Source organism: Mesobacillus sp. LC4 (assembly GCF_053543455.1).
Window position 1 is genome coordinate 200,609 of sequence record NZ_JBGCUB010000002.1, and the last position, 22,793, is coordinate 223,401.

The 22,793-nt window shown below is 45.5% G+C and carries 17 protein-coding genes and 1 pseudogene; 14 read left to right on the forward strand and 4 right to left on the reverse strand.

All coding sequences use genetic code 11. The annotated features are described in order from the left end of the window. Positions 1 to 30: 30 nt before the first annotated feature. Positions 31 to 903, forward strand: coding sequence for an agmatinase (gene speB / locus AB5I83_RS07660; protein ID WP_448974243.1), 873 nt, complete (start codon positions 31 to 33; stop codon positions 901 to 903). A 476-nt stretch (positions 904 to 1,379) separates the two neighbouring features. Next, a pseudogene (locus tag AB5I83_RS07665) lies at positions 1,380 to 2,699 on the forward strand (short-chain fatty acid transporter). 93 nt (positions 2,700 to 2,792) lie between these two features. Here AB5I83_RS07665 and AB5I83_RS07670 read toward each other — a convergent pair. Then, complete coding sequence (locus AB5I83_RS07670; protein WP_167831072.1) at positions 2,793 to 2,945, reverse strand: DUF1540 domain-containing protein; 153 nt, start codon at positions 2,943 to 2,945, stop codon at positions 2,793 to 2,795. Positions 2,946 to 3,180: 235 nt separating this feature from the next. On the opposite strand from AB5I83_RS07670, the gene AB5I83_RS07675 reads away from it, so the two are divergent. Both AB5I83_RS07675 and argS read left to right on the forward strand, forming a co-directional pair. Beyond that, a complete protein-coding gene (locus AB5I83_RS07675) occupies positions 3,181 to 3,624 on the forward strand; it encodes a DUF1934 domain-containing protein (protein WP_448974244.1) in 444 nt (147 codons plus the stop codon). Further along, positions 3,621 to 5,291: an arginine--tRNA ligase gene (gene argS / locus AB5I83_RS07680; protein WP_448974246.1), complete on the forward strand. Its 1,671-nt coding sequence runs from the start codon at positions 3,621 to 3,623 to the stop codon at positions 5,289 to 5,291. The genes AB5I83_RS07675 and argS overlap by 4 nt, the downstream gene beginning before the upstream one ends. A gap of 42 nt (positions 5,292 to 5,333) precedes the next feature. Here argS and AB5I83_RS07685 read toward each other — a convergent pair whose 3' ends face one another. Beyond that, positions 5,334 to 5,762: a hypothetical protein gene (locus AB5I83_RS07685; RefSeq protein ID WP_448974248.1), complete on the reverse strand. Its 429-nt coding sequence runs from the start codon at positions 5,760 to 5,762 to the stop codon at positions 5,334 to 5,336. Between the two features lie 435 nt (positions 5,763 to 6,197). Between AB5I83_RS07685 and AB5I83_RS07690 the strand changes: the two genes are divergently transcribed. Beyond that, positions 6,198 to 7,220 carry a M48 family metallopeptidase gene (locus AB5I83_RS07690; protein WP_448974249.1) on the forward strand — a complete coding sequence of 341 codons (1,023 nt, stop codon included), beginning with the start codon at positions 6,198 to 6,200 and terminating at the stop codon, positions 7,218 to 7,220. A 33-nt stretch (positions 7,221 to 7,253) separates the two neighbouring features. On the opposite strand, the gene uvsE is transcribed toward AB5I83_RS07690, so the two are convergent. Both uvsE and cls read right to left on the reverse strand, forming a co-directional pair. Beyond that, a complete protein-coding gene (uvsE, locus tag AB5I83_RS07695; RefSeq protein WP_448974251.1) occupies positions 7,254 to 8,210 on the reverse strand; it encodes a UV DNA damage repair endonuclease UvsE in 957 nt (318 codons plus the stop codon). A gap of 28 nt (positions 8,211 to 8,238) precedes the next feature. Then, a complete protein-coding gene (cls, locus tag AB5I83_RS07700; RefSeq protein WP_448974253.1) occupies positions 8,239 to 9,426 on the reverse strand; it encodes a cardiolipin synthase in 1,188 nt (395 codons plus the stop codon). A 226-nt stretch (positions 9,427 to 9,652) separates the two neighbouring features. On the opposite strand from cls, the gene AB5I83_RS07705 reads away from it, so the two are divergent. The 9 genes from AB5I83_RS07705 to rpoE all read left to right on the forward strand — a co-directional run bounded on the left by AB5I83_RS07705 (position 9,653) and on the right by rpoE (position 22,628). Then, the gene (locus AB5I83_RS07705) at positions 9,653 to 11,764 is read left to right on the forward strand and encodes a (Fe-S)-binding protein (RefSeq protein ID WP_448974255.1); all 2,112 of its coding nucleotides are present in this window, start codon (positions 9,653 to 9,655) and stop codon (positions 11,762 to 11,764) included. A gap of 506 nt (positions 11,765 to 12,270) precedes the next feature. Next, entirely contained in the window at positions 12,271 to 13,458 is a 1,188-nt protein-coding gene (locus AB5I83_RS07710; protein WP_448974257.1) for an acetyl-CoA C-acetyltransferase, read from the forward strand. A gap of 63 nt (positions 13,459 to 13,521) precedes the next feature. Next, positions 13,522 to 14,373, forward strand: coding sequence for a 3-hydroxybutyryl-CoA dehydrogenase (locus AB5I83_RS07715; RefSeq protein WP_448974259.1), 852 nt, complete (start codon positions 13,522 to 13,524; stop codon positions 14,371 to 14,373). A 60-nt stretch (positions 14,374 to 14,433) separates the two neighbouring features. After that, entirely contained in the window at positions 14,434 to 15,564 is a 1,131-nt protein-coding gene (locus AB5I83_RS07720) for an acyl-CoA dehydrogenase (RefSeq protein WP_448975249.1), read from the forward strand. Between the two features lie 773 nt (positions 15,565 to 16,337). Continuing rightward, positions 16,338 to 17,477, forward strand: coding sequence for an acyl-CoA dehydrogenase (locus AB5I83_RS07725; protein WP_448974261.1), 1,140 nt, complete (start codon positions 16,338 to 16,340; stop codon positions 17,475 to 17,477). Between the two features lie 18 nt (positions 17,478 to 17,495). After that, positions 17,496 to 18,149 (forward strand): TetR/AcrR family transcriptional regulator, encoded by a 654-nt coding sequence (locus AB5I83_RS07730; protein ID WP_448974262.1) that lies wholly within the window; start codon positions 17,496 to 17,498, stop codon positions 18,147 to 18,149. Positions 18,150 to 18,151: 2 nt separating this feature from the next. Beyond that, positions 18,152 to 21,412, forward strand: a complete 3,261-nt coding sequence (gene icmF, locus AB5I83_RS07735) for a fused isobutyryl-CoA mutase/GTPase IcmF (RefSeq protein WP_448975251.1) — start codon at positions 18,152 to 18,154, stop codon at positions 21,410 to 21,412. 325 nt (positions 21,413 to 21,737) lie between these two features. Continuing rightward, the gene (locus AB5I83_RS07740) at positions 21,738 to 21,944 is read left to right on the forward strand and encodes a hypothetical protein (RefSeq protein ID WP_448974264.1); all 207 of its coding nucleotides are present in this window, start codon (positions 21,738 to 21,740) and stop codon (positions 21,942 to 21,944) included. 117 nt (positions 21,945 to 22,061) lie between these two features. Next, on the forward strand, positions 22,062 to 22,628 hold the full coding sequence (gene rpoE / locus AB5I83_RS07745; RefSeq protein WP_448974266.1) for a DNA-directed RNA polymerase subunit delta: 567 nt from the start codon (positions 22,062 to 22,064) through the stop codon (positions 22,626 to 22,628). Positions 22,629 to 22,793 lie beyond the last annotated feature (165 nt).

A 22,793-nucleotide genomic window follows, 5' to 3' on the forward strand; every position in this document is an offset into this window, starting at 1 on the left:
GAAAAATTTCTGTTGAAAGAGGTGTTTGGAATGCGTTTTGATGAAGCTTATTCTGGGAATGTGTTTATCGGCAGCCATTCTAATTTTGAAGAGAGCAAGGCAGTACTTTATGGTATGCCTATGGACTGGACCGTCAGCTACCGTCCTGGTTCACGTTTCGGCCCTACCCGCATTCGCGAAGTATCAATCGGCCTTGAGGAGTACAGCCCGTACCTTGATCGCGAGATGGCTGACCTGAACTATTTCGATGCAGGGGATATTCCGCTGCCATTCGGCAATGCCCAAAAAAGTCTTGATTTGATCGAGGAATACGTGGACAAGTTGTTGGCTGAAGACAAATTTCCGCTTGGAATGGGCGGGGAACATCTAGTGTCCTGGCCAGTCATGAAGGCATTTGCAAAAAAATACGAAGGCCTTGCCATCATCCACTTTGATGCGCATACAGATCTGCGTGAGAACTATGAAGGCGAACCGCTGTCACATTCAACGCCAATCCGCAAGATTGCTGAACACATTGGACCGAAAAATGTTTACTCATTTGGAATCCGTTCCGGCATGAAGGAAGAATTTGAGTGGGCAAAGGAAGTGGGCATGCATATTTCCAAGTTTGAAGTCCTTGAACCTTTGAAGGAAGTATTGCCGACGCTTGCTGGCCGTCCGGTTTATGTCACGATCGACATTGACGTTCTTGATCCTGCACATGCACCTGGAACAGGAACAGTCGACGCGGGAGGAATCACTTCCAAGGAGCTTCTTGCATCGATCCATGCTATCGCTAACTCGGGTGTGAACGTAGTCGGAGCAGACCTTGTCGAGGTCGCACCAATCTATGATACATCCGAAATGACTGCAAACACCGCTAGCAAAATCATCCGTGAAATGTTGCTCGGGTTTGTAAAATAAACTTGGTCCCATTTTAATACACATGAAAAAAGACGTATGAATTGGCATACGTCTTTTTCGTGTTGGTTTTACTGACCCAGGCCGGTTGGGTCCCAGGGATAAGAAACCTGAAGTGATAGACGGAAAAATTCCGCTTAATCTTAAATTTTTTAAAAAAGGACTAAATAGCCGGAGAGATTCCGTCAATGCACGTTAAAAAACCAATAATAGAAGGTTTTTCTTTACTTAATCGGAAAATCTCCCCTTATTTACCTCCGAAACGAGCCCCTGCATGCAATTAAACGGAAAATCTCCGCTTATTGATATCTTTTAAAGGAATGAAAACAATCTATGGTCTTTAGTAGTGGTATTTTATGTCATATTCTGAATAAAACTACGACCTGTTACTAATAGTTACTTTCATAGGAAGGAATATTCAGAATAATATAGAAAATATAATGATTATGTAAGTAATCACTAAAAGGGAGGTAAAAAGGATGAAAACATTGGTTTCTTTTTTCAACCGCATTATGCAGCGGTATCTGCCTGATCCATTCATTTTTGTCATCATCTTAACTTTTGTTGTATTTGGATTAGGCCTTATTTTTACCGATAGCGGTCCGTATCAGATGGCCCAGCATTGGGGTGGCGGTTTCTGGAGCTTGCTGACTTTCTCGATGCAGATGGTGCTTGTGCTTGTAACAGGTCATGTCCTCGCGAGCAGCAATGTGTTTAAAAGGGGCTTGGGGTCACTCGCTTCATTGGCAAAATCTCCTGGCCAGGCCATCATCATTGTCACAGTCGTATCGATGATTGCAAGCTTGATCAACTGGGGATTCGGTCTGGTCATTGGGGCTCTATTCGCGAAGGAGCTGGCCAAAAAAGTTAGTAACGTCGATTAAAGGCTGTTAATTGCAAGCGCTTACGGAGGGTTTATCGTCTGGCACGGCGGTATCTCGGGTTCGATTCCTTTGACGATTGCGACGGAAGGACATTTTTCTCAGGATCTGATTGGGATCATTCCGACGGATCAGACGATTTTTGCCGGGTTCAACCTGCTGATTATCTTAATCATGCTTCTCGTATTGCCATTGGTTAACCGTCTGATGATGCCATCAAAGGATCAAACGGTCGCTGTAGACCCTGCATTGCTTGAAGCGGATGTCCAGGCAGCCGCAATCGAACAGGGAGCGATGACACCTGCGGAAAAACTGGAAAACAGCAAAATCATTTCTTTGTTGATTGGTATTCTAGGCCTTGTATTTTTATTTTACTATTTTGCTACAAACGGATTTAAGCTGAATCTGGATATCGTCAACTTCCTGTTCTTGTTCCTCGGAATCCTGTTCCATGGCACGCCGAAGCGTTTCCTTGAGGCTGTCGTGAATGCGGTAAAAGGAGCGAGCGGAATCATCATCCAGTTCCCTTTTTATGCGGGAATCATGGGAATGATGACAGCATCCGGCCTGGCAGCGGTCATGTCAGAGGGCTTCGTATCGATTTCCAATGAATTCACGTTCCCATTCTTCACATTCCTGAGCGCTGGTCTTGTCAACTTCTTTGTACCGTCTGGCGGGGGACAGTGGGCGGTCCAGGCGCCAGTCATGCTGGATGCAGCACAAACACTCGGAGTATCCATCCCGAAAACAGCGATGGCCGTTGCCTGGGGTGATGCATGGACCAACCTGATCCAGCCATTCTGGGCATTGCCAGCATTGGCGATTGCCGGATTGAAGGCGAAAGACATCATGGGATACTGTGTCCTGATGCTAGTAGTTTCAGGGGTTATCATCTCGGTTGGAATGCTCTTTTTCTAGATTTTTCACAGAACTTTGTAAGGACTCGCGGTGTTAATAGAACATGTAAAAACCGGCTGGCACATTGTGAAGTGACCAGCCGGTTTTTAGGTTTTACATCTTTTCAAACGTATCACAAATGGTTTCCTTTTCATTTACTGCCTGATTTCCTCTATTGGCTACGACCATGATAGAGTCAGCCACACATTGATCGCCTTCTGCCCAGTATTTACAGTTTTCTACTTCGCATTTTACTTCGATTCTCATGTGGTGCACCTCCTTTAATAGGTCTTGGTTATCAATACCCGATATGGAGGGGGACAAAACCCTTTACGTGTTCCCTTGAATTTCCCTCAGATTCATATGGCATTTCCCCTGCGAACCTTGCACTTTCAAAGGAGAATATTTATACTTATAAAGTTATAATGAAGATAGAAAAGCTTAGCGACTTGGTCAAAACAGCTAAAGCGCTGAAGCTGGATAAGAAAAGGGCGTGTTAACGGTGTCTAGTAAACCCGCTGATCAGATTCCTGTCAAGGTGACGGTTAAAACGGCGATTTACAGTGGCAAAGAGAAGGAAACTTTTGAATTGACCACTTTTGGCCGATACTATAAAAAGGCGAACAGCTCGTACCTCCAATATGATGAAGTGATGGAGGAAGGAGATGTGCATACTACGGTAAAAATATCAGGGGACGAAGTGCTGATCATGCGCAGCGGCGCGATCAAGATGAGGCTTCATTTTCTGCTGAATAAAAAAACTCCGGGTAACTATAAAACCCAATATGGTCTGCTCGAGACCTCGGCGCTCACGAAGCGGCTCGACACGGATTTTAACGAGACAAAGCAGGAGGGCCATGTGGACTTGCTGTATGATATGGCTATACAAGGCGCGAATGCAGGTACATACCATTTAACGATCAATTATAAGGAGGAAGGCAAATGAATATAGTTGAACAGGTTCAATTGAAGCTGAAGGAAGAAATCAAGCAGGCGATCATCAAAGCGGGCCTTGCTGAGGAAGCCCAAATTCCGGCCGTTATTTTAGAGACGCCAAAGGAAAAAGCACATGGGGATTACTCTACGAATATGGCGATGCAGCTTGCGCGCGTGGCGAAAAAGGCCCCTCGCCAGATTGCAGAGCAGTTGATCGAGAACTTCGATAACAGCAAGGCATCCATCGAGAAGATCGAAATCGCAGGACCAGGATTCATCAACTTTTACATGGATAACAGCTATTTGACGGACTTGATTCCGGCAATCCTCGAAGCAGGCGACAAATATGGTGAATCAAATGTAGGAAATGGCGAGAAGATCCAGGTGGAGTTCGTTTCTGCCAACCCTACCGGTGACCTTCACCTGGGACATGCTCGTGGCGCGGCTGTCGGCGATTCATTGTGCAATGTTCTTGCCAAGGCTGGATATGATGTGTCCCGTGAATACTATATCAATGACGCTGGTAACCAGATCAATAATCTAGCGCTTTCTGTTGAGGCTCGCTACTTCCAGGCGCTCGGCATGGACAAGCCGATGCCTGAGGATGGCTATCATGGAGCAGATATCATCGGAATCGGGAAAACCCTCGCTGAAGAATTTGGCGATAAGTATGTGAATGTTCCGGACCAGGAGCGCTTCGATGCTTTCCGTGAGTACGGCTTGAAATATGAAATGGAAAAGCTTAAGCAGGATCTTGAGAACTTCCGTGTCAGGTTCGATGTCTGGTACTCAGAAACTTCTCTATACCAAAATGGAAAAATCGATGTGGCTCTTGAAGCACTGCGTTCAAATGGCCATATATATGAAGAGGATGGCGCAACATGGTTCCGTTCATCAGAGCTTGGTGATGACAAGGACCGCGTGCTGATAAAGCAGGATGGATCATACACGTACCTGCTGCCAGATATTGCTTACCATAAGGACAAGCTTGAGCGCGGATTTGAAAAGCTGATCAACATCTGGGGAGCGGACCACCACGGTTACATCCCTCGTATGAAGGCAGCAATCGAGGCTTTAGGCTATGGCCGGGATGCGCTTGAAGTCGAGATCATCCAGCTCGTCCATTTATACAAGAATGGCGAGAAGATGAAAATGAGCAAGCGTACAGGCAAAGCTGTCACAATGCGTGACCTGATTGATGAAGTAGGTTTGGATGCAGTTCGTTACTTCTTCGCGATGAGAAGCGCTGACACTCATATGGACTTCGACCTTGACTTGGCTGTTTCCCAGTCCAATGAAAACCCAGTGTTCTACGCACAGTATGCACATGCCCGCATCAACAGCATCCTGCGTTCTGCAGCTGAGCAAGGGTTGATTTTTGACATTGAGGCAGACTTCAAGCACATCCAGTCCGAGAAGGAAATCGACCTGCTGAAAAAGCTGGGCGAATTCCCGCTGGCCGTTGCCGAAGCAGCCCAGAAGCGCATGCCGCACCGAATCTCCAACTACATTTTCGAGCTGGCATCCGTATTCCACAGCTTCTACAATGCTGAAAAAGTACTTGATCTGGAGAATAAAGAAAGAACAATAGCACGCCTTTCATTGATCAAGACAGCGCAAATCACATTGAAGAATGCACTTGAGTTGATTGGAGTATCCGCACCGGAGAAGATGTAACAACTAAAAGGCATAAGCCTCTCACAAGAGGTTTATGCCTTTTTATATTAGGATTGCCATTAACCTTGAAACAGCAAGGATTATAAATAAAGTTCCTGACCCTCCCAATAAAACGATGATGATGGCTGTCTCAAAAACTTTATTATATTTAGAGTCGGTTAAAAGTGTAAAATAACTCCTGCCAGCTTTCCCTTCTCTATAGAGAAACCATAGTGTCTTCAAGCTGAAGATACCCAAAATTAAGTTCAGTCCTATTAATAAAAGGTCTATTAAAACGTTGAAGCCGGAAAATATAATAGGATTCCATCCTTTTTCTACAAGAAATCCTCCTCCACCCCCAAGGTATATCCAGCTAATTAAAAATGCAAAGATGGCAATAGGGATGATAAAAGTTAGGTTATACAATACGTCGCTCATTCTCTCCCGGATAGTGCGAGATGGACCTGGGTCTTTTTTTGCTATTTTCGGCACGCTAAAATTACCTCCTGAAATTAGGGTAATAAACCAGTATTACCATTTTTTATTAAACGGTTTAGCCCCATAAAGTTTCATCTAAAATACGGAAAAAATATCCTGTGAATAATTTGAATTTTTATATTTTCATTTACCTGCCAATAACTTAATATATCAATATATTCTAAAAATTGGGAGTTGGGGGAAATAAACGTTCTAGAAAATGGGCTTGTCTGTCCTGACTGCAGTTCAGCTATTCCGTTCAATAAAGGGTATGTTTCATGGTGCGATTGCGGCTATAATATGGACCACTCACCGTCAGAAAAGGCCGACTCAAAATTATATGCTTTATATGAAAAATTAGGAAATAAACGTGGGGAAAGAGTTTTTCAGAATTTGGTTTCCGAACAGGAATTGCGGCAGGGGAGTTCCTTTTCAAAAAGTTTAGCTTACATGATCGCGACTTTAGTGCATTTGATTAGCATCAGTTTATTTTTACTTGGCTTTTACTTGATTATTTTTCAAAACGATCATTACATACTAATCGCGGCAGCTTTAGTTCTATTTGGTATTGCCTGGCTAGCCAGGCCAAGAGTGCCGAAGCTGGACAAAGATGACCATTTGATTTCTCGCCAGGATTTTTCGTTTTTATTTGAGGCAGTTGACCAGCTGGCTGATTCTATGCATGTAAAAAGAATCGATGGGATCATTATTGACTATGAATTCAATGCATCAGTGGCGCAAATTGGCTGGAGAAGAAGGAGAATCATTAAGATAGGGTTACCGTTATTTTCTATAATGGAACCAGAAGAGCAGCTGGCGATTCTAGCGCATGAATTTGGCCATATATCCAATGGGGATTTGACAAGATCTTTTTATATTGGTACTGCTTTATATACGCTACAGACATGGTATGAGCTTCTAAATCCTGTGCCAATCGATGAATTTGACAGCATGGGGTTCTTCGAAATACCTGTATACTATTTCATGGCATTCTTGGCACTAATCCCATACTCTGTCTTCTTATTACTGGTACACCTGCTGTTTGACGATTCTCAAAGGGGTGAATATTTAGCCGATGAAAGGGCTGCTAAAGCAGTCGGCTATAAATATTTAATTTCCTCCATGGAAAAGTTCCAATACGCTGATACCTTTTATTTAAAGGTTAGGGAGTTGGCTGTGAGGAAAAACTCACTCAATTTATTTGATGCTGTCCATGAACAAATCAAAAGAATGCCCGACCGTGAGAAAGAGAGGCTTTCTCGTCTTGCACAACTTGAGACAGCAAAACTGGACTCGACTCACCCGCCAACATTCTATCGCATCCAGCTGCTTGAAAAATTGAAAGCTGCTCCTTCTTCATCAGCTATTGGTAAAAGCACTTTAGCAATGATGCAGAAGGAACTTGGAACCCAACAGACCAGGATTCAAGAGGAAGTAATCGAAAATTACCGGTATGTTTTGAATATGTATTAAATAAGGCTGCTGGATGATCCAGCAGCCTTCAGCTTATTTCCACTCCAAAGCAGCCCCGCCAATCCGCTTCACTCCGCGGATTTTAGCCAAATCCTCGACGAGCTTTAAAGCTGCTTTGTCCTTTTCCTTCGCTTCAATCATGAAATCGACATCCTTGCCGATACCCTTCAGTATTTCGATTAACGGCAGGATAAATTCTGGATCAACATAATCGGCGTGTGATCGATACGCTTTTTCGGATTTTGGGGAGGAGATATGGATCTTAGGCTTCATCCCGGTCCGTTCCCAGGTTGCGAAGCCGGCAGGGAGCAGGTTTTCCAGTGATTCTTCACAGAGATTCGCCATATGGTGATGATAATCGAACATAAAGGCTACATCCTCTTTTATACAGGCACCCAGTGTTTCCGACGTATTATACGTTTTATCATCGTTTTCAAGCGTGGTGATTTTTTTGATATGGGCAGGCAGCTTTGCGAAGTTTTCATGAAACCGCAAGATCGTCTCTTCCTTGTTGCCGTAAGCCCCGCCAATATGAATGTTGATTAGCGCGTCATTTTCCAGTCCCATCGCTTTGAGCATTCCATAATGATATTCCATATCGATGATGGCATTGGCCGTCACTTCCTCTCTCGGTGAAGTGAACAGCGTGTATTGGTTTGGATGGAAGCTTGTTCGCAATTCATGTTTTTTTACCAATGCGCCAATTTCCAGCCATTTTTCACGGAACGGGGTCACATAATCCCACTTGACCTCCGGGTGGGTCGCAAGCGGTGCGATCGAACTTGAGAATCGATACAAGGGTATATCGTGGGCGATATTGTAATGAATCATTCTTTCCGTGTTCACAAGGTTCTGATAGGTTACAGAAAGCAGCTTGTCATGCCGTTCTTCCTTTGGCAGCTGCCCGTAACGAGCGAATGTAAGTGCCTTGGAGGGAGATGCATCCCACAGGCTGATGGCGGTGGATACATAGCCCAACCGAATAATCATAGCGACACTCCTTTGTTGCCTGGCTCTTTTATAAAAAGTAGGAAATCGTACTTGCGGCTTTTTCCTTTAGCAACGTATGTTTGAAGTCATCTAAGGCAGCCTTCCTGGAGTTCAGGATGTCTTCTGTCAGAATCCTTTTAACTTTTTTAATAAAATCACCATTATAAATCAGGCAATTCAATTCATAATTCAAGAACATGCTTCTTTTATCAAAGTTGGCCGTGCCAATGTCACAAATCTCATCATCCACAAGCAGGATCTTTGCATGGTAAAAGCCATTCAAAAACTGATAGACTTCGGCTCCATCCTTGATCAGTGTCCTCAGATATGGATAGGAAGCTTCTTTTACAAGGATATGGTCGGAAACGAGCGGAACAAGGATCGTAACCGAAACACCTCTTGATATCGCTTCTCTCAGTAAACCAAAAATCCTTTTGCTCGGAATGAAGTACGGTGTCCCGATGAAAATGGATGTTTTTGCCTTGCTGATCAGGTCTGACATCATTTCCTCCAGCAGGATGCCCTCAGTTGGAACAAGCTGCTGTTTGACCGTCCCTTTTTCGAGAGAAGGGAAATAGGCTTTATTTTGCAGCAAGTTGACTTTTGCAGCCGCATGCCAATCCTCCAGGAATTCTGATTGAAGGTCAACAACACCTTCCCCGGTCATTTTCAGATGGTAATCTCGCCACGGCGATAGCTTCGGGTCCTGGTTGTTATATTCTTTCCCGATATTGAAGCCGCCGAGATAGGCAATGGAGCCATCAATTACGGTTATCTTCCGATGGTTCCTAACCTGCGAGGAATAAAACAAGAAAGGCAATTTTGGCATTTGCGAAAAGGCGAACCTTACACCGGCAGCCTTCAGTGAATTTATTGTTTTGCGCTTCAATCCGCTGCCGACCCAATCGACCAAAAGCCTGACCTCAACACCGGCCTGAGCTTTCTCTTTTAAAATTGATAAGAATTCCTGGCTGATTTTATCATCCTTGACGATATAAAACAAAATGTGAATGTGCTGTTTTGCTTTTTTTAACTCGGAAAAAAGGTTCTCGAACAATTTAGGACCTTCGGCAAAAATCTCAAGGTCACTTTCCCGTATTGGCAGTGTATTTGTCTTCGCGCTTTCCAGATGCTTTTTTCTGCCAAGCAGGAAATCGACATAAATCCATAGGGCAAGCCCAGCTATTACTGCAAGCAAAATCCATCCAAAATCCATAGCAATTCGGCTCCCTTAAAAAAGTATTTTCTTTATTTTTGCCGAAATCGCTTCATATATGTTAAGTTTCCTTTAAAAGCAGAAGTATAAACAATTTTCAGAAATGAAAGGAAATGAGTTGACTGAATGCTCATTCATTATATAATGTAGTTAAAGGTATATTCAGAAAATTTATTTGGTTAGAAATTTTCATCCAAAAATAGCATCGAAAGGGGTAAATGATTTTATGAACGGTTTGCTATGGATTAATCTTATTGCGTTCTTACTTGTAACCGCTTACGCCATCAGCTTGTTTGTTTATGTCGTGAAGACGAGAATCGAGTACATCAAGCTCGGCAAGAAATCTGAGTTTGATGATGATATCAAGGATCGCTGGAGGAGAATTCTTGTCCATGTTTTTGGCCAGAAAAGGCTTTTGAAGGACAAGAAAAGCGGCGCGATCCACGTTATGTTTTTTTATGGCTTCCTTCTTGTCCAATTTGGGGCAATAGACTTTATCTGGAAGGGGATCAAGCCTGGTTCACATTTGCCGCTAGGTCCGCTTTATCCAGGATTCACATTTTTCCAGGAACTCGTTACGCTAACAATTCTTGTAGCGGTAGTTTGGGCTTTTTACCGTCGTTATGTAGAAAAGCTAGTCCGTTTGAAGCGCGGCTTTAAAAATGGGCTTGTACTTCTGTTCATTGGCGGATTAATGCTTTCTGTATTGCTTGGAAATGGTATGGGCATGATCTGGCACGGCCACGAAGGAACATGGACTGAACCAGTGGCATCTCTCATTGCGGCAGCTTTCAGCGGAATTCCTGAGGCAGCTGCCATCACGATTTTTTATATCGCATGGTGGATTCACTTGCTGTTCCTGCTTGCGTTCCTAGTGTATGTACCGCAATCCAAGCATGCTCACTTGATTGCCGGACCAGCCAATGTTTATTTGACAAGGGTTGATTCACCAGGAAAAATTACGAAGATTGACTTTGAAGATGAAACGCAGGAAACATTCGGTGCTGGAAAAATCACTGATTTCAATTATGAACAAATGATCGACTTCTATGCTTGTGTAGAATGTGGACGCTGTACAAATATGTGTCCGGCAACAGGCACTGGAAAAATGCTGTCGCCAATGGACCTGATCGTCAAGCTGCGTGACCATTTGACACTTACAGGTGCGGCTGTCACATCAAAACAGCCTTGGGTGCCGACTTTCGCTTTTTCAAATACAAAAGGCAACCAACTTGCATTATCAGCTGCTGGACAGGGTGCTAATGAAGCTGCAGCAGGGCTCGCATACAGCCCGAGCATGATCGGCGATGTCATCACAGAGGAAGAAATCTGGGCTTGTACAACTTGCCGTAACTGTGAAGACCAGTGTCCGGTAATGAACGAACACGTGGACAAGATCATCGATCTCCGTCGTTACCTTGTTTTAACTGAAGGGAAGATGGACGCTGACGCACAGCGCGCAATGACGAATATCGAGCGCCAGGGCAACCCATGGGGCTTGAACCGCAAGGAAAAGGAAAACTGGCGCGAGCTTCGCGACGATGTTGTCATTCCTACGGTAAAAGAAATGAAAAAGGCAGACGAAGAATTCGAATACTTATTCTGGGTTGGCGCGATGGGTTCATTTGACAACCGCAGCCAGAAGATCGCTCTTTCATTCGCTAAGCTATTGAACGAAGCAGGCGTCAAGTTCGCCATCCTTGGAAACAAGGAAAAGAACTCCGGAGATACACCGCGCCGTCTTGGAAACGAGTTCTTATTCCAGGAGCTTGCGACAAAGAATATTGAAGAGTTCGAAAAAAATGAAGTGAAGAAGATCGTGACGATCGACCCTCACGCATACAATATCTTTAAGAATGAGTATCCTGATTTCGGCTTTGAAGGTGAGGTTTATCACCATACCGAGCTTCTTGCACAACTTGTGAAAGAAGGAAGGCTGACTCCAAAGCATGCAGTGAACGAAACGATCACTTTCCACGATTCCTGCTATCTTGGACGCTACAACGAGGTTTATGACGCACCGCGTGACATCCTCAAGGCGATTCCAGGTGTGGACCTGAAGGAAATGGAACGTAACCGCGATACAGCAATGTGCTGTGGCGCTGGCGGCGGCTTGATGTGGATGGAAGAAGAAACAGGACACAGAATCAATGTATCACGTACAGAACAAGCACTTGCAGTCAACCCATCCGTCATCAGTTCCGGATGCCCATACTGCCTGACCATGCTGTCCGACGGAACGAAAGCAAAGGAAGTAGAAGAAAACGTCGATACATTAGACGTAGCCGAACTTCTTGAAAAATCCGTTTTCGGTGAAATCAAACCGCTTGTTTCTTAAAGTTTTAGAGGATTTAATTTATGAGCATGCAATGATGTCTTTAAGTACAATGTTTAATTTTAAAACAAGTTGATTGGAGTGGAAGGCGCGAAGACTCCTGCGGGAAGAGCAAGTCATGGGGAGACCCCGCAGGCGCTAAAGCGCCGAGGAGGCTCCCCGACTGCCCGCGGAAAGCGAAGCGCCTGGAACGGAAATCAACAGCCTTGTTAAAGAGAAAAGAATACTCAAAACATGAATAGTAGAAGTTGACTCACAGTTAAAATTCGACATAAGACAGAATTTTTAGCAAAGTGTTTCAATTTCTACTATTTTTAAAGTAAAATGAATAATATGATAAAGCGCTTACATTACCCTTCAGCAACAAATCACCTTAGAACCTCACATAAACAAGCATACGCAAATTTTTTTGGACCAGTTTCGAGCGAGCGTTCAGTCACTCAATGAAAGCTGGATTGAGATTTATTTTTCATTATCAAAAATTAATAGATTGAAAGGGAGAGATGGCAATGGGAAGAACAGTCATTTTAGCAGGGGCAAGAACACCAATCGGCAAGATGGGAGGAGCGCTCAGCAGCTTTACAGCAAGCCAGCTTGGCGGCATCGCCATTAAAGAAGCATTATCCCGTGCGGAAGTAAAACCTGAGGAAGTCGGAGAAGTCATTCTCGGAACGGTCCTGCAGGGAGGCCAGGGACAGCTTCCTTCACGCCAGGCAGCAAGGGCAGCAGGGATTCCATGGGAAGTGAAGACAGAAACCATCAACAAAGTGTGTGCATCCGGTATGCGCAGCTTGACACTTGGTGACTTGATGATCCGTGCTGGAGAAGAAGAAGTCATTGTAGCGGGCGGAATGGAGTCCATGAGCAACGCACCTTATATTTTGCCAAAAGCACGCTGGGGATTGAGGATGGGCGATGGACAGGTGAAGGATTTGATGGTCCATGATGGACTCACTTGCAGTTTTAAAGGCGTACACATGGGCACATACGGAAATGAAGTAGCGAAAGAATATGAAATCAGCCGCGAAGAACAAGATGAGTGGTCTTACCGCAGCCACCAGCGAGCGATCGAAGCGATTGAATCCGGAAAGCTTGCTGAAGAGATCGTTCCGGTTGAAGTCCCACAGCGAAAGGGAGACCCAATCCTTGTTCAGCATGATGAAGCACCAAGAAAGGATACTTCTCTAGAAAAGCTGGCAAAGCTCGGTCCTGTATTCAATTCCGAAGGCACAATCACGGCAGGAAATGCACCAGGTGTCAATGACGGTGCCGCTGCCCTCGTATTGATGAGCGAAGAGCGTGCAGAACGTGAAGGCAGGAAGCCACAGGGAGTCATCCTGGCACATGCGGCCATCGCTACAGAAGCAAAGGACTTTCCGAAAACACCAGGGATTGTCATTAACGAATTGCTGAAGAAAACAGGGAAGTCCCTAGAGGAAATCGACCTTTTTGAAATCAACGAAGCATTTGCAGCAGTCGCATTGACAAGCGGCCGCATCGCAAACCTCGATCCAGAAAAAATCAATGTGAACGGCGGTGCGGTCGCACTTGGACACCCAATCGGAGCGAGCGGGGCACGCATCATCCTGACTTTGATGCATGAACTGAAGCGCCGCGGCGGCGGGATCGGCATTGCGGCCATCTGCTCAGGCGGAGGCCAGGGTGACGCAGTGATGATCGAGGTTCCGAAGCAATAAGAATTTTGACAATAGACGGGAGGGCAGTTAAGTTGCCCTCCATTGATTAGAGGAGGAGAAAGAATGAGTGTAAAAACGATTATGGTAATCGGTGCTGGACAAATGGGTTCAGGTATTGCACAAGTATGCGCGCAGGCAGGATACGATGTATTTTTGAATGACCTTAAGCCCGAATTTGTTGAACGAGGACTGGCTGGTATCAAGAAAAACCTTAACCGTCAGGTGGACAAAGGAAGGATGACGGCTGACCAGATGGACGTGATTGTCGGAAGAATAACAGCTTCAACAGATCTTCAGGATGCGGGAAAGACGGATCTAGTGATCGAAGCTGCTGTCGAGAACATGGACATCAAGGCGAAAATCTTTGCCCAGCTTGATGAAATTGCACCTGAACACGCAATCCTTGCTTCCAATACATCATCATTGCCAATCACTGAAATCGCGGCAGCGACAAAGCGTCCGGAAAAAGTAATCGGCATGCATTTCATGAATCCGGTGCCTGTTATGAAGCTCGTCGAAATCATCCGCGGATTGGCGACGGCAGATGAAGTCTATCAAACAATCGAAGACATCACCAAAACATTGGAAAAAGTCCCTGTTGAAGTGAATGACTTCCCAGGCTTCGTTTCAAACCGAATTCTGATGCCGATGATCAACGAAGCGATTTACACCTTGTATGAGGGTGTCGCGACGAAGGAAGCAATCGATGAAGTCATGAAGCTTGGCATGAACCACCCAATGGGACCGTTGACCCTTGCTGACTTCATCGGTCTTGATACTTGCCTTTATATCATGGAAACACTCCACGAAGGCTTTGGCGATGACAAGTACCGCCCTTGCCCACTGTTAAGGAAATATGTAAAAGCAGGCTGGTTAGGTAAAAAATCAGGCCGCGGTTTCTATACTTACGAGTAATTATTTTTTCGTGAATCCGTCCATACATGATTGATTGTCTGGACGTGGGGAGGGTTAATGATGAATCTAAGATTTACAGAAGAACAAAAAATGATGCGCAAAATGGTGCGAGACTTCGCGCAAACCGAGATAGCTCCATTTGTTGAAAAAATGGAAGAAGGCGAGTTCCCGAGGGAGATTTTAAAGAAAATGGGCGAGCTAGGCCTGATGGGAATCCCGGTTCCTGAAGAATACGGCGGCTCGGAGATGGATTTCATCTCCTACATCATTGCAATCCACGAGATCTCAAAGGTCAGCGCCACGGTGGGTGTCATCTTATCCGTTCATACTTCCGTCGGAACAAATCCGATCTTGTATTTTGGTACGGAAGAACAAAAGAAGAAATATGTGCCTAAGCTTGCTGCAGGCGAATATCTTGGCGCATTCTGTCTGACAGAGCCAAGTGCAGGTTCGGATGCGGCCAGCCTAAAAACGCGGGCAGTCAAAAAGGATGGACACTATGTGTTGAACGGCTCAAAGGTGTTCATCACAAACGGCGGAGAAGCTGATGTGTATATTGTGTTCGCTTCGACTAATCCAGAAGCTGGGACTAAAGGTGTCTCCGCTTTTATCGTCGAAAAAGACACTCCGGGCTTCATCGTCGGCAAAGATGAGCACAAGATGGGACTTTATGGCTCCCGTACCGTCCAGCTGACATTTGAAGATATGAAGGTGCCGGCAGAAAACCTTCTTGGCCAGGAAGGCGAAGGGTTCAAGATCGCGATGAGCAACCTTGACTCCGGACGCATCGGTATTGCCGCACAAGCTCTCGGTATTGCAGAAGCTGCATTGGAAGCTGCGACTGACTATGCAAAAGAAAGAGTCCAGTTCGGCAAGCCAATCGCTGCCCAGCAAGGCGTTGGCTTCAAGCTTGCGGACATGGCAACATCAGTTGAAGCAGCAAAACTATTAATCTATCGCGCTGCCCAATTACGTTCAGAAGGACAAAAATGTGGTTTGGAAGCATCCATGGCAAAGCTGTTCACATCACGTACAGCAGTAGAAGTCACAACAGAAGCCATCCAGGTCTTCGGCGGCTACGGTTACACAAAAGACTACCCAGTCGAACGCTACTTCCGCGACGCCAAAGTCACAGAGATCTATGAAGGTACGAGCGAGATTCAGAAGATTGTTATTAGTAAGCAATTGTAAGCTCGGTATTTTGACAGGTTTGAGTGTGCAAGTAGAAAAGCTGTCAAGAAAAGCCCGGAATCGTGACAGATTTGGGTGTGAAAGGCGAAAAGCTGTCAAGAAAACCCCGGGATCGTGACAGGTTTGGGTGTGAAAGCCGAAAAGCTGTCAAGAAAAGCTCGGAATCATGACAGGTTTGAGTGTGAAAGCCGAAAAGCTGTCAAGAAAAGCCCGGAATCGTGACAGGTTTGGGTGTGAAAGGCGAAAAGCTGTCAAGAAAAGCTCGGAATTGTGACATGTTTGATAGTGAAAGCCGAAAAGCTGTCAAGAAAAGCCCGGAATTATGACAGGTTTGAGTGTAAAAGCCAAAAAGCAGTCAAGAAAAGCCCGGAATTGTGACAGGTTTGGGTGTGAAAGGCGAAAAGCTGTCAAGAAAAGCCCGGAATCGTGACAGGTTTGAGTGTAAAAGTCGAAAAGCTGTCAAGAAAAGCTCGGAATCGTGACAGGTTTGGGTGTGGAAGCCGAAAAGCTGTCAAGAAAAGCCCGGAATCGTGACCGGTTTGATAGTGCAAGCCGAAAAGCTGTCCAGAAAAGCTCGGAATGGTGACAGGTTTGGGTGTAAAAGTCAAAAAGCTGTCAAGAACAGCTCGGAATCGTGACAGGTTTGGCAGTGGAAGCATCAAAGCTGTCTAGATAACGATCTGCTTTCAGGTTGTAGCACGAAAATAGGTCACCAACAAGTCGAATGTAATGACTACCTATAAACTAATCCAACAGTAACGGAGGAAACAATAATGAATTTTCGATTATCTGAAGAACATGAAATGATCAGGAAAATGGTCCGTGATTTTGCTAGGAATGAAGTGGCTCCTACAGCTGCAGAGCGTGATGAAGAGGAACGCTTTGACCGCGAGATTTTTGACAAGATGGCGGAGCTTGGCCTGACTGGTATTCCGTGGCCTGAAGAGTATGGCGGCATCGGCTCTGATTATCTTGCATACTGCATCGCAGTCGAGGAATTATCCCGTGTTTGTGCATCCACAGGCGTTATGTTGTCAGCACACACATCTCTTGCAGGCTGGCCGATCTTCAAGTTCGGAAACGAAGAGCAGAAGCAAAAGTACTTGCGCCCGATGGCTGAAGGAAAGAGCATCGGCGCATACGGCTTGACTGAGCCAGGCAGCGGTTCGGATGCAGGTGCGATGAGAACGACGGCAAAAGAAGACGGCGATCACTATGTGCTTAACGGATCAAAGATCTTCATCACAAACGGCGGTGTAGCGGATATTTATGTTGTCTTCGCATTGACTGATCCGTCCAGCAAGCATAAGGGAACGACTGCATTCATCGTAGAAAGCGACTTTCCTGGATTCTCTGTCGGCAAGAAGGAGAAAAAGCTCGGCATCCGTTCATCTCCTACAACAGAAATCATCTTTGAAGACTGCCGCGTTCCGAAGGAAAACATCCTTGGTGAAGTTGGCGAAGGCTTCAAAATCGCGATGATGACGCTTGATGGCGGACGTAACGGTATTGCTGCACAGGCGGTTGGTATCGCTCAGGGTGCTCTTGATGCTGCGGTTGATTATGCAAAGGAACGCCAGCAGTTCGGTAAGCCAATCGCAGCGAACCAGGGAATCGGCTTCAAGCTAGCTGATATGGCTACTTCCGTCGAAGCTTCAAGACTACTAACCTACCAGGCGGCATGGCTGGAGTCTGAAGGTCTTCCATACGGCAAGGAATCTGCGATGTCCAAATTGTTTGCCGGCGACACAGCGATGAAAGTAACAACTGAAGCTGTCCAGGTATTCGGCGGCTACGGCTACACGAAGGATTACCCAGTCGAACGCTTCATGCGTGACGCGAAAATCACACAGATTTATGAAGGAACACAGGAAATCCAGCGCCTCGTAATCTCCAGGATGCTGACGAAATAATAAGGCGGGTAGATGTTGATGAAAAAGCGAGAAGTGCAGGCGTCGGTAAAAGATGAGCGACTTGTGAAAAAAAGGCGCGACCAGATGATCAAAGGGGCCGTTACCCTTTTCAAGCAGAAGGGCTTCCACCGCACGACTACCAGAGAAATTGCCCGGGCTTCAGGCTTTAGCATCGGCACCCTTTATGAATATATCCGCACGAAGGAAGATGTGCTCTATCTTGTTTGTGACAGTATCTATGACGAGGTTCGCGATCGTCTTCAGGAAAATCTAGACACTAACCAGGGGACGCTCGAGAGCTTGAAGGTCGGGATCGCCAATTATTTCAAAGTCATGGACGATCTTCAGGATGAAGTACTTGTCATGTATCAGGAGGTAAAGTCGCTGACAAAGGATGCTCTTCCTTACGTGCTGAAAAAAGAAATCGAGATGGTGGCGATGTTCGAGGATGTGATCCAGCGCTGCGTCGAAAATGGCGAGCTTGACCTGGATGATAAACACGTCAAAATCATCGCCCATGATATTTTTGTCCAGGGACAGATGTGGGGATTCCGCCGATGGGCACTGCAAAAGCTCTACACTCTCGAAGAGTATACAGAGCTTCAGACAGAACTGCTTTTCAAGGGAATCAAGGGGTCGGAAATGAAATTAGGAACAGGGGGAACAAAATGAGTATGCCGGAAATGTATCAACCAAAGAACCATATTCGCTTTGTGACAGCTTCAAGTTTGTTTGACGGGCACGATGCCTCAATCAACATCATGCGAAGGATTATCCAGTCAATGGGTGGCGAGGTCATCCACCTGGGTCATAACCGTTCCGTTGAAGAGGTTGTCAATGCCGCGATCCAGGAGGACGCACAGGGAATAGCGATTTCTTCCTATCAAGGCGGGCACGTCGAATATTTTAAGTATATGTATGACTTGCTGAAGGAAAAAGGCGCTTCCCATATCCGCATTTACGGCGGTGGCGGGGGTGTTATCATTCCTCGGGAAATAAAAGAGTTGCATGAATACGGGATTGCCCGCATTTTTTCACCGGAAGATGGCCGTAAATATGGCCTAAACGGAATGATCCAGCAGATGATCAAGGAATGTGATTTCCCAACCGTTACTCCTGAAGGCGTCGAGGAAATCGAAAAGCTGGAAGCTGGTGACCTGAATGCGGTTGCCAAGCTGATCACGCTTGCCGAGCAGCATGTCGGTTCTGAAAAAGAAACCGCTGCCGCTGTGGAAAGCTTGATGGAAAAAGTGAAGACGATGACCAAATCGGTTCCAGTAGTCGGAATCACGGGTACGGGCGGTGCAGGAAAAAGCTCATTAACAGACGAACTAATCAGGAGATTCATCAATGAAATCCCTGAAAAGCGAGTTGCAATTTTGTCAGTGGACCCGACAAAACAAAAAACAGGCGGCGCCCTTTTAGGAGACCGCATCCGCATGAACGCAATCTTCTCTCCGCGCGTTTATATGCGAAGCCTGGCAACAAGACAGTCAAGATCAGAACTATCGCTGGCAATTAAAGATGCGATTGATGTCGTCAAAGCAGCGGGCTTCGACCTGGTCATCGTCGAAACAAGCGGAATCGGACAGGGCAATGCGGGAATCACTGATGTGTGTGATGTTTCCATGTATGTGATGACAAGTGAATTCGGTGCGCCATCACAGCTTGAGAAAATCGACATGATTGATTATGCGGATCTGATCGTCATCAATAAATTTGAGCGCAAAGGCTCTGAGGACGCTAAGCGCCAAGTACAGAAGCAGTATCAGCGCAGCCATATGTTTTTTGATAAAGAGCTTGATGAAATGCCTGTTTACGGCACAATTGCCAGCCAGTTCAACGACCCTGGCACGAACGCGCTGTTTGCTGCGCTTGTCAATACAATCAATGAAAAAGCAGGGACGAACTGGACGACATCTTTTTCTACCAATGCTGTAGTCGAAAAGCAGAATGTCATTATCCCGAATGATCGTCGTTATTATCTTCGTGAGATTTCGGAAACAGTACGAGGATACCATAAGCATGCGGCAGAGCAGGCAGACCTTGCTCGCAGATTATTCCAGATTGAAGGGACAATCGAAGCAGTAAAAGAAAGAGAAACAAACAGCGAAGTCGTTTCCTCACTTCAAGTATTAAAAGAAGAAGTAGAGAAGAAGCTGACTCCTGAATCCAAATATATTCTCGAAAACTGGCAATCCCTCAAGGAGAAGTACAGTGCTGACCAGTTCGTGACAAAGATTCGCGATAAGGAAATTGTCACGGAGCTAAGGACGAAGAGCCTGTCAGGTTTGAGCATCCCTAAAGTGGCATTGCCGAAGTATAAGGATTACGGCGAAATTCTTCGCTGGGTTTACCTTGAGAACGTGCCAGGAAGCTTCCCTTATACAGCGGGCGTATTCCCGTTCAAGCGTGAAGGTGAGGATCCAAAGCGCCAGTTTGCTGGTGAAGGGACACCGGAACGGACGAACCGCCGTTTCCATTACCTTTCCAAGGACGACAATGCGAAGCGATTGAGCACAGCTTTTGACTCTGTAACTCTATACGGCGAAGATCCTGATTACCGTCCAGATATTTACGGTAAGGTCGGCGAGAGCGGTGTCAGCGTTTGTTCGCTTGATGACATGAAAAAGCTGTATTCAGGATTTGACCTTTGCCATCCGTCAACATCGGTTTCGATGACCATCAACGGACCGGCACCGATCATCCTGGCGATGTTCATGAACACTGCAATTGAACAGCAGGTACAAAAGAAGGAAGAAGAACTTGGCCGCAAGCTGAATGACGAAGAGTTTGCTCAAGTGAAGGAAATGACGCTCCAAACAGTTCGTGGAACGGTGCAGGCGGATATTTTAAAAGAAGACCAGGGACAAAATACTTGTATCTTCTCGACTGAATTCGCACTGAGAATGATGGGCGACATCCAGCAGTATTTTATCGACGAGAAGGTCCGGAACTATTATTCTGTTTCAATTTCCGGCTATCATATTGCCGAAGCAGGCGCGAACCCGATCTCCCAGCTGGCCTTCACGCTGTCAAATGGTTTCACGTATGTTGAATACTATTTGAGCAGAGGCATGGACATCGATGATTTTGCACCGAACCTGAGCTTCTTCTTCTCGAACGGCCTTGATCCTGAGTATTCCGTGATCGGCCGCGTTGCCCGCCGTATTTGGGCGACTGTCATGAAGAACAAATATGGTGCAAATGAGCGAAGCCAGAAGCTGAAGTATCATATTCAGACATCCGGCCGTTCACTGCACGCACAGGAAATAGATTTCAATGATATCCGTACAACACTTCAGGCATTGATGGCCCTTCATGATAACTGCAACTCGCTTCATACGAATGCCTATGACGAAGCAATCACCACGCCTACGGAGGAATCAGTCCGACGTGCGATGGCGATCCAGATGATCATCACGAAGGAGCACGGGTTGACGAAAAACGAGAATCCACTGCAGGGTGCGTTCATCATTGAAGAGCTGACCGATCTGGTAGAGGAAGCAGTCCTTCAGGAATTTGAACGAATCAATGACCGCGGAGGCGTGCTCGGCGCAATGGAAACACAGTATCAGCGCGGCAAAATCCAGGATGAATCGATGTACTATGAGATGAAGAAGCATTCAGGGGAACTGCCAATCATTGGTGTGAACACCTACCTGAATCCAAATCCTCCATCCGAGGAAGAAATCGACAAGATGGAACTTGCTCGTGCGACAAAAGAGGAAAAAGAAACCCAGATTCAAAACCTTGAAGCCTTCAAGGGTAAAAACAAGGATCAATCACAAGAAGCGCTCATTCGCCTGAAGGAAACTGCTGTTAGCGGAGGCAATATTTTTGCAGAGCTGATGGAAACGGTGAAATACGCGAGCCTTGGCCAAATTACCCGAGCGCTTTATGAAGTAGGCGGCCAGTTCCGCAGGAATATGTAAAGCAAGTTCAAGTGCAGCTTGTTTAAAATTTTAAAAGATTGTGTATAAAGGTAGGACGTGGCATTAGAGCTTTTTTGCAATGGACCTAGATTGGGCAAGGTGGCTTGTAGGAAAACTATGAGCCACCTTGCATTTTGTTCATTCTATTTCGTAAACTAGCTTTACCTAGAAAATGGTCCGTTTTTTCACAAGGGGATCCGGATTTAAGGTGAAATTTGGTTTGTAAATCATAACTTTTATAGAATTTTTCATATCTTTTGCCAAATAATCTTATATAATCTAGGTATCAGCTCATACATACGACCTACTTCAGGATGTGAAATTTGTGAGATCAGTGTTGTTAACGGCAGGCGCTGTCATTGCAGCTGCAGGCATGTATTATCTCTACCAGCGTCAGCTCGGTGCGATATCTTTTTTCCTTCTTTCGATTGTCTTCTTTTTCCTGGCCTATACCCAGCTGAAAAAGCAAAAAAGGACTGGCAGCAGGAAAGTAGGCAATGAAAGCGAAAAAAGACAAGAAAACGACAGATAAAACTGGCATAAAGGTTTAGAATTTGTTTATAATGTAGAATATGCATTCTGGGATATTTTCCTTGTTTTCGGACGCAGGGCCGGGTAAGGCCTGGAATAGAGAAAGGAAGTGCGAAGATTGAGTTTAAGTCAATACTCAAAAGAAGAGCTTCAAGAAATGTCATTGATTGAAGTTGCCTACGAAATGTTAAAAGAAAAGAAGCAAGCGATCACGTTCCAAGAAATGATGGCTGAAATCAAGAGCATTCTTAAATTGGACGAGGCCGATGCAAATGAAAAAATGGTTCAGTTCTATACAGATATAAACATAGATGGACGTTTCATGTCCCAGGGAGAAGGACGCTGGGGACTTCGCGTCTGGTATCCTGTTGACCAAATCGAAGAAGATAATGTCACGACAGTCAAACCTAAGAAGAAGAAGTCGAAGAAGGCAGTGGATGAGGATGACCTCGACCTTGACGAATTCGATGAAATCGATGAAGAAGATCTTGACTTTGATGACATCGACGAGTTTGATGAAGATGATTCAATAGACGATGAAGATGAAGATGAAGATGATGAAGACTTCGATGAGGATCTTGAAGACACTGACGACTTCGACGATGATGACGAATTATTAGAAGACGAAGACGAAGATGAAGACCTTCCACTCGAAGATGAAGATGACGAGGATGAAGAACTGTAATTAACGGCTTGACTTTTAATAGGACCGGCTGTAGAATACTTTTTGGGCTCCTTAAAAAAGGACGATTATGTAAAACAGCTACAAAACGCTCCCCATACTATGTATGCGGGGCGTTTTTTTTATTTTGTCCAGAAACCCCCAGGCAAACAGGTTTGCACCATAAGC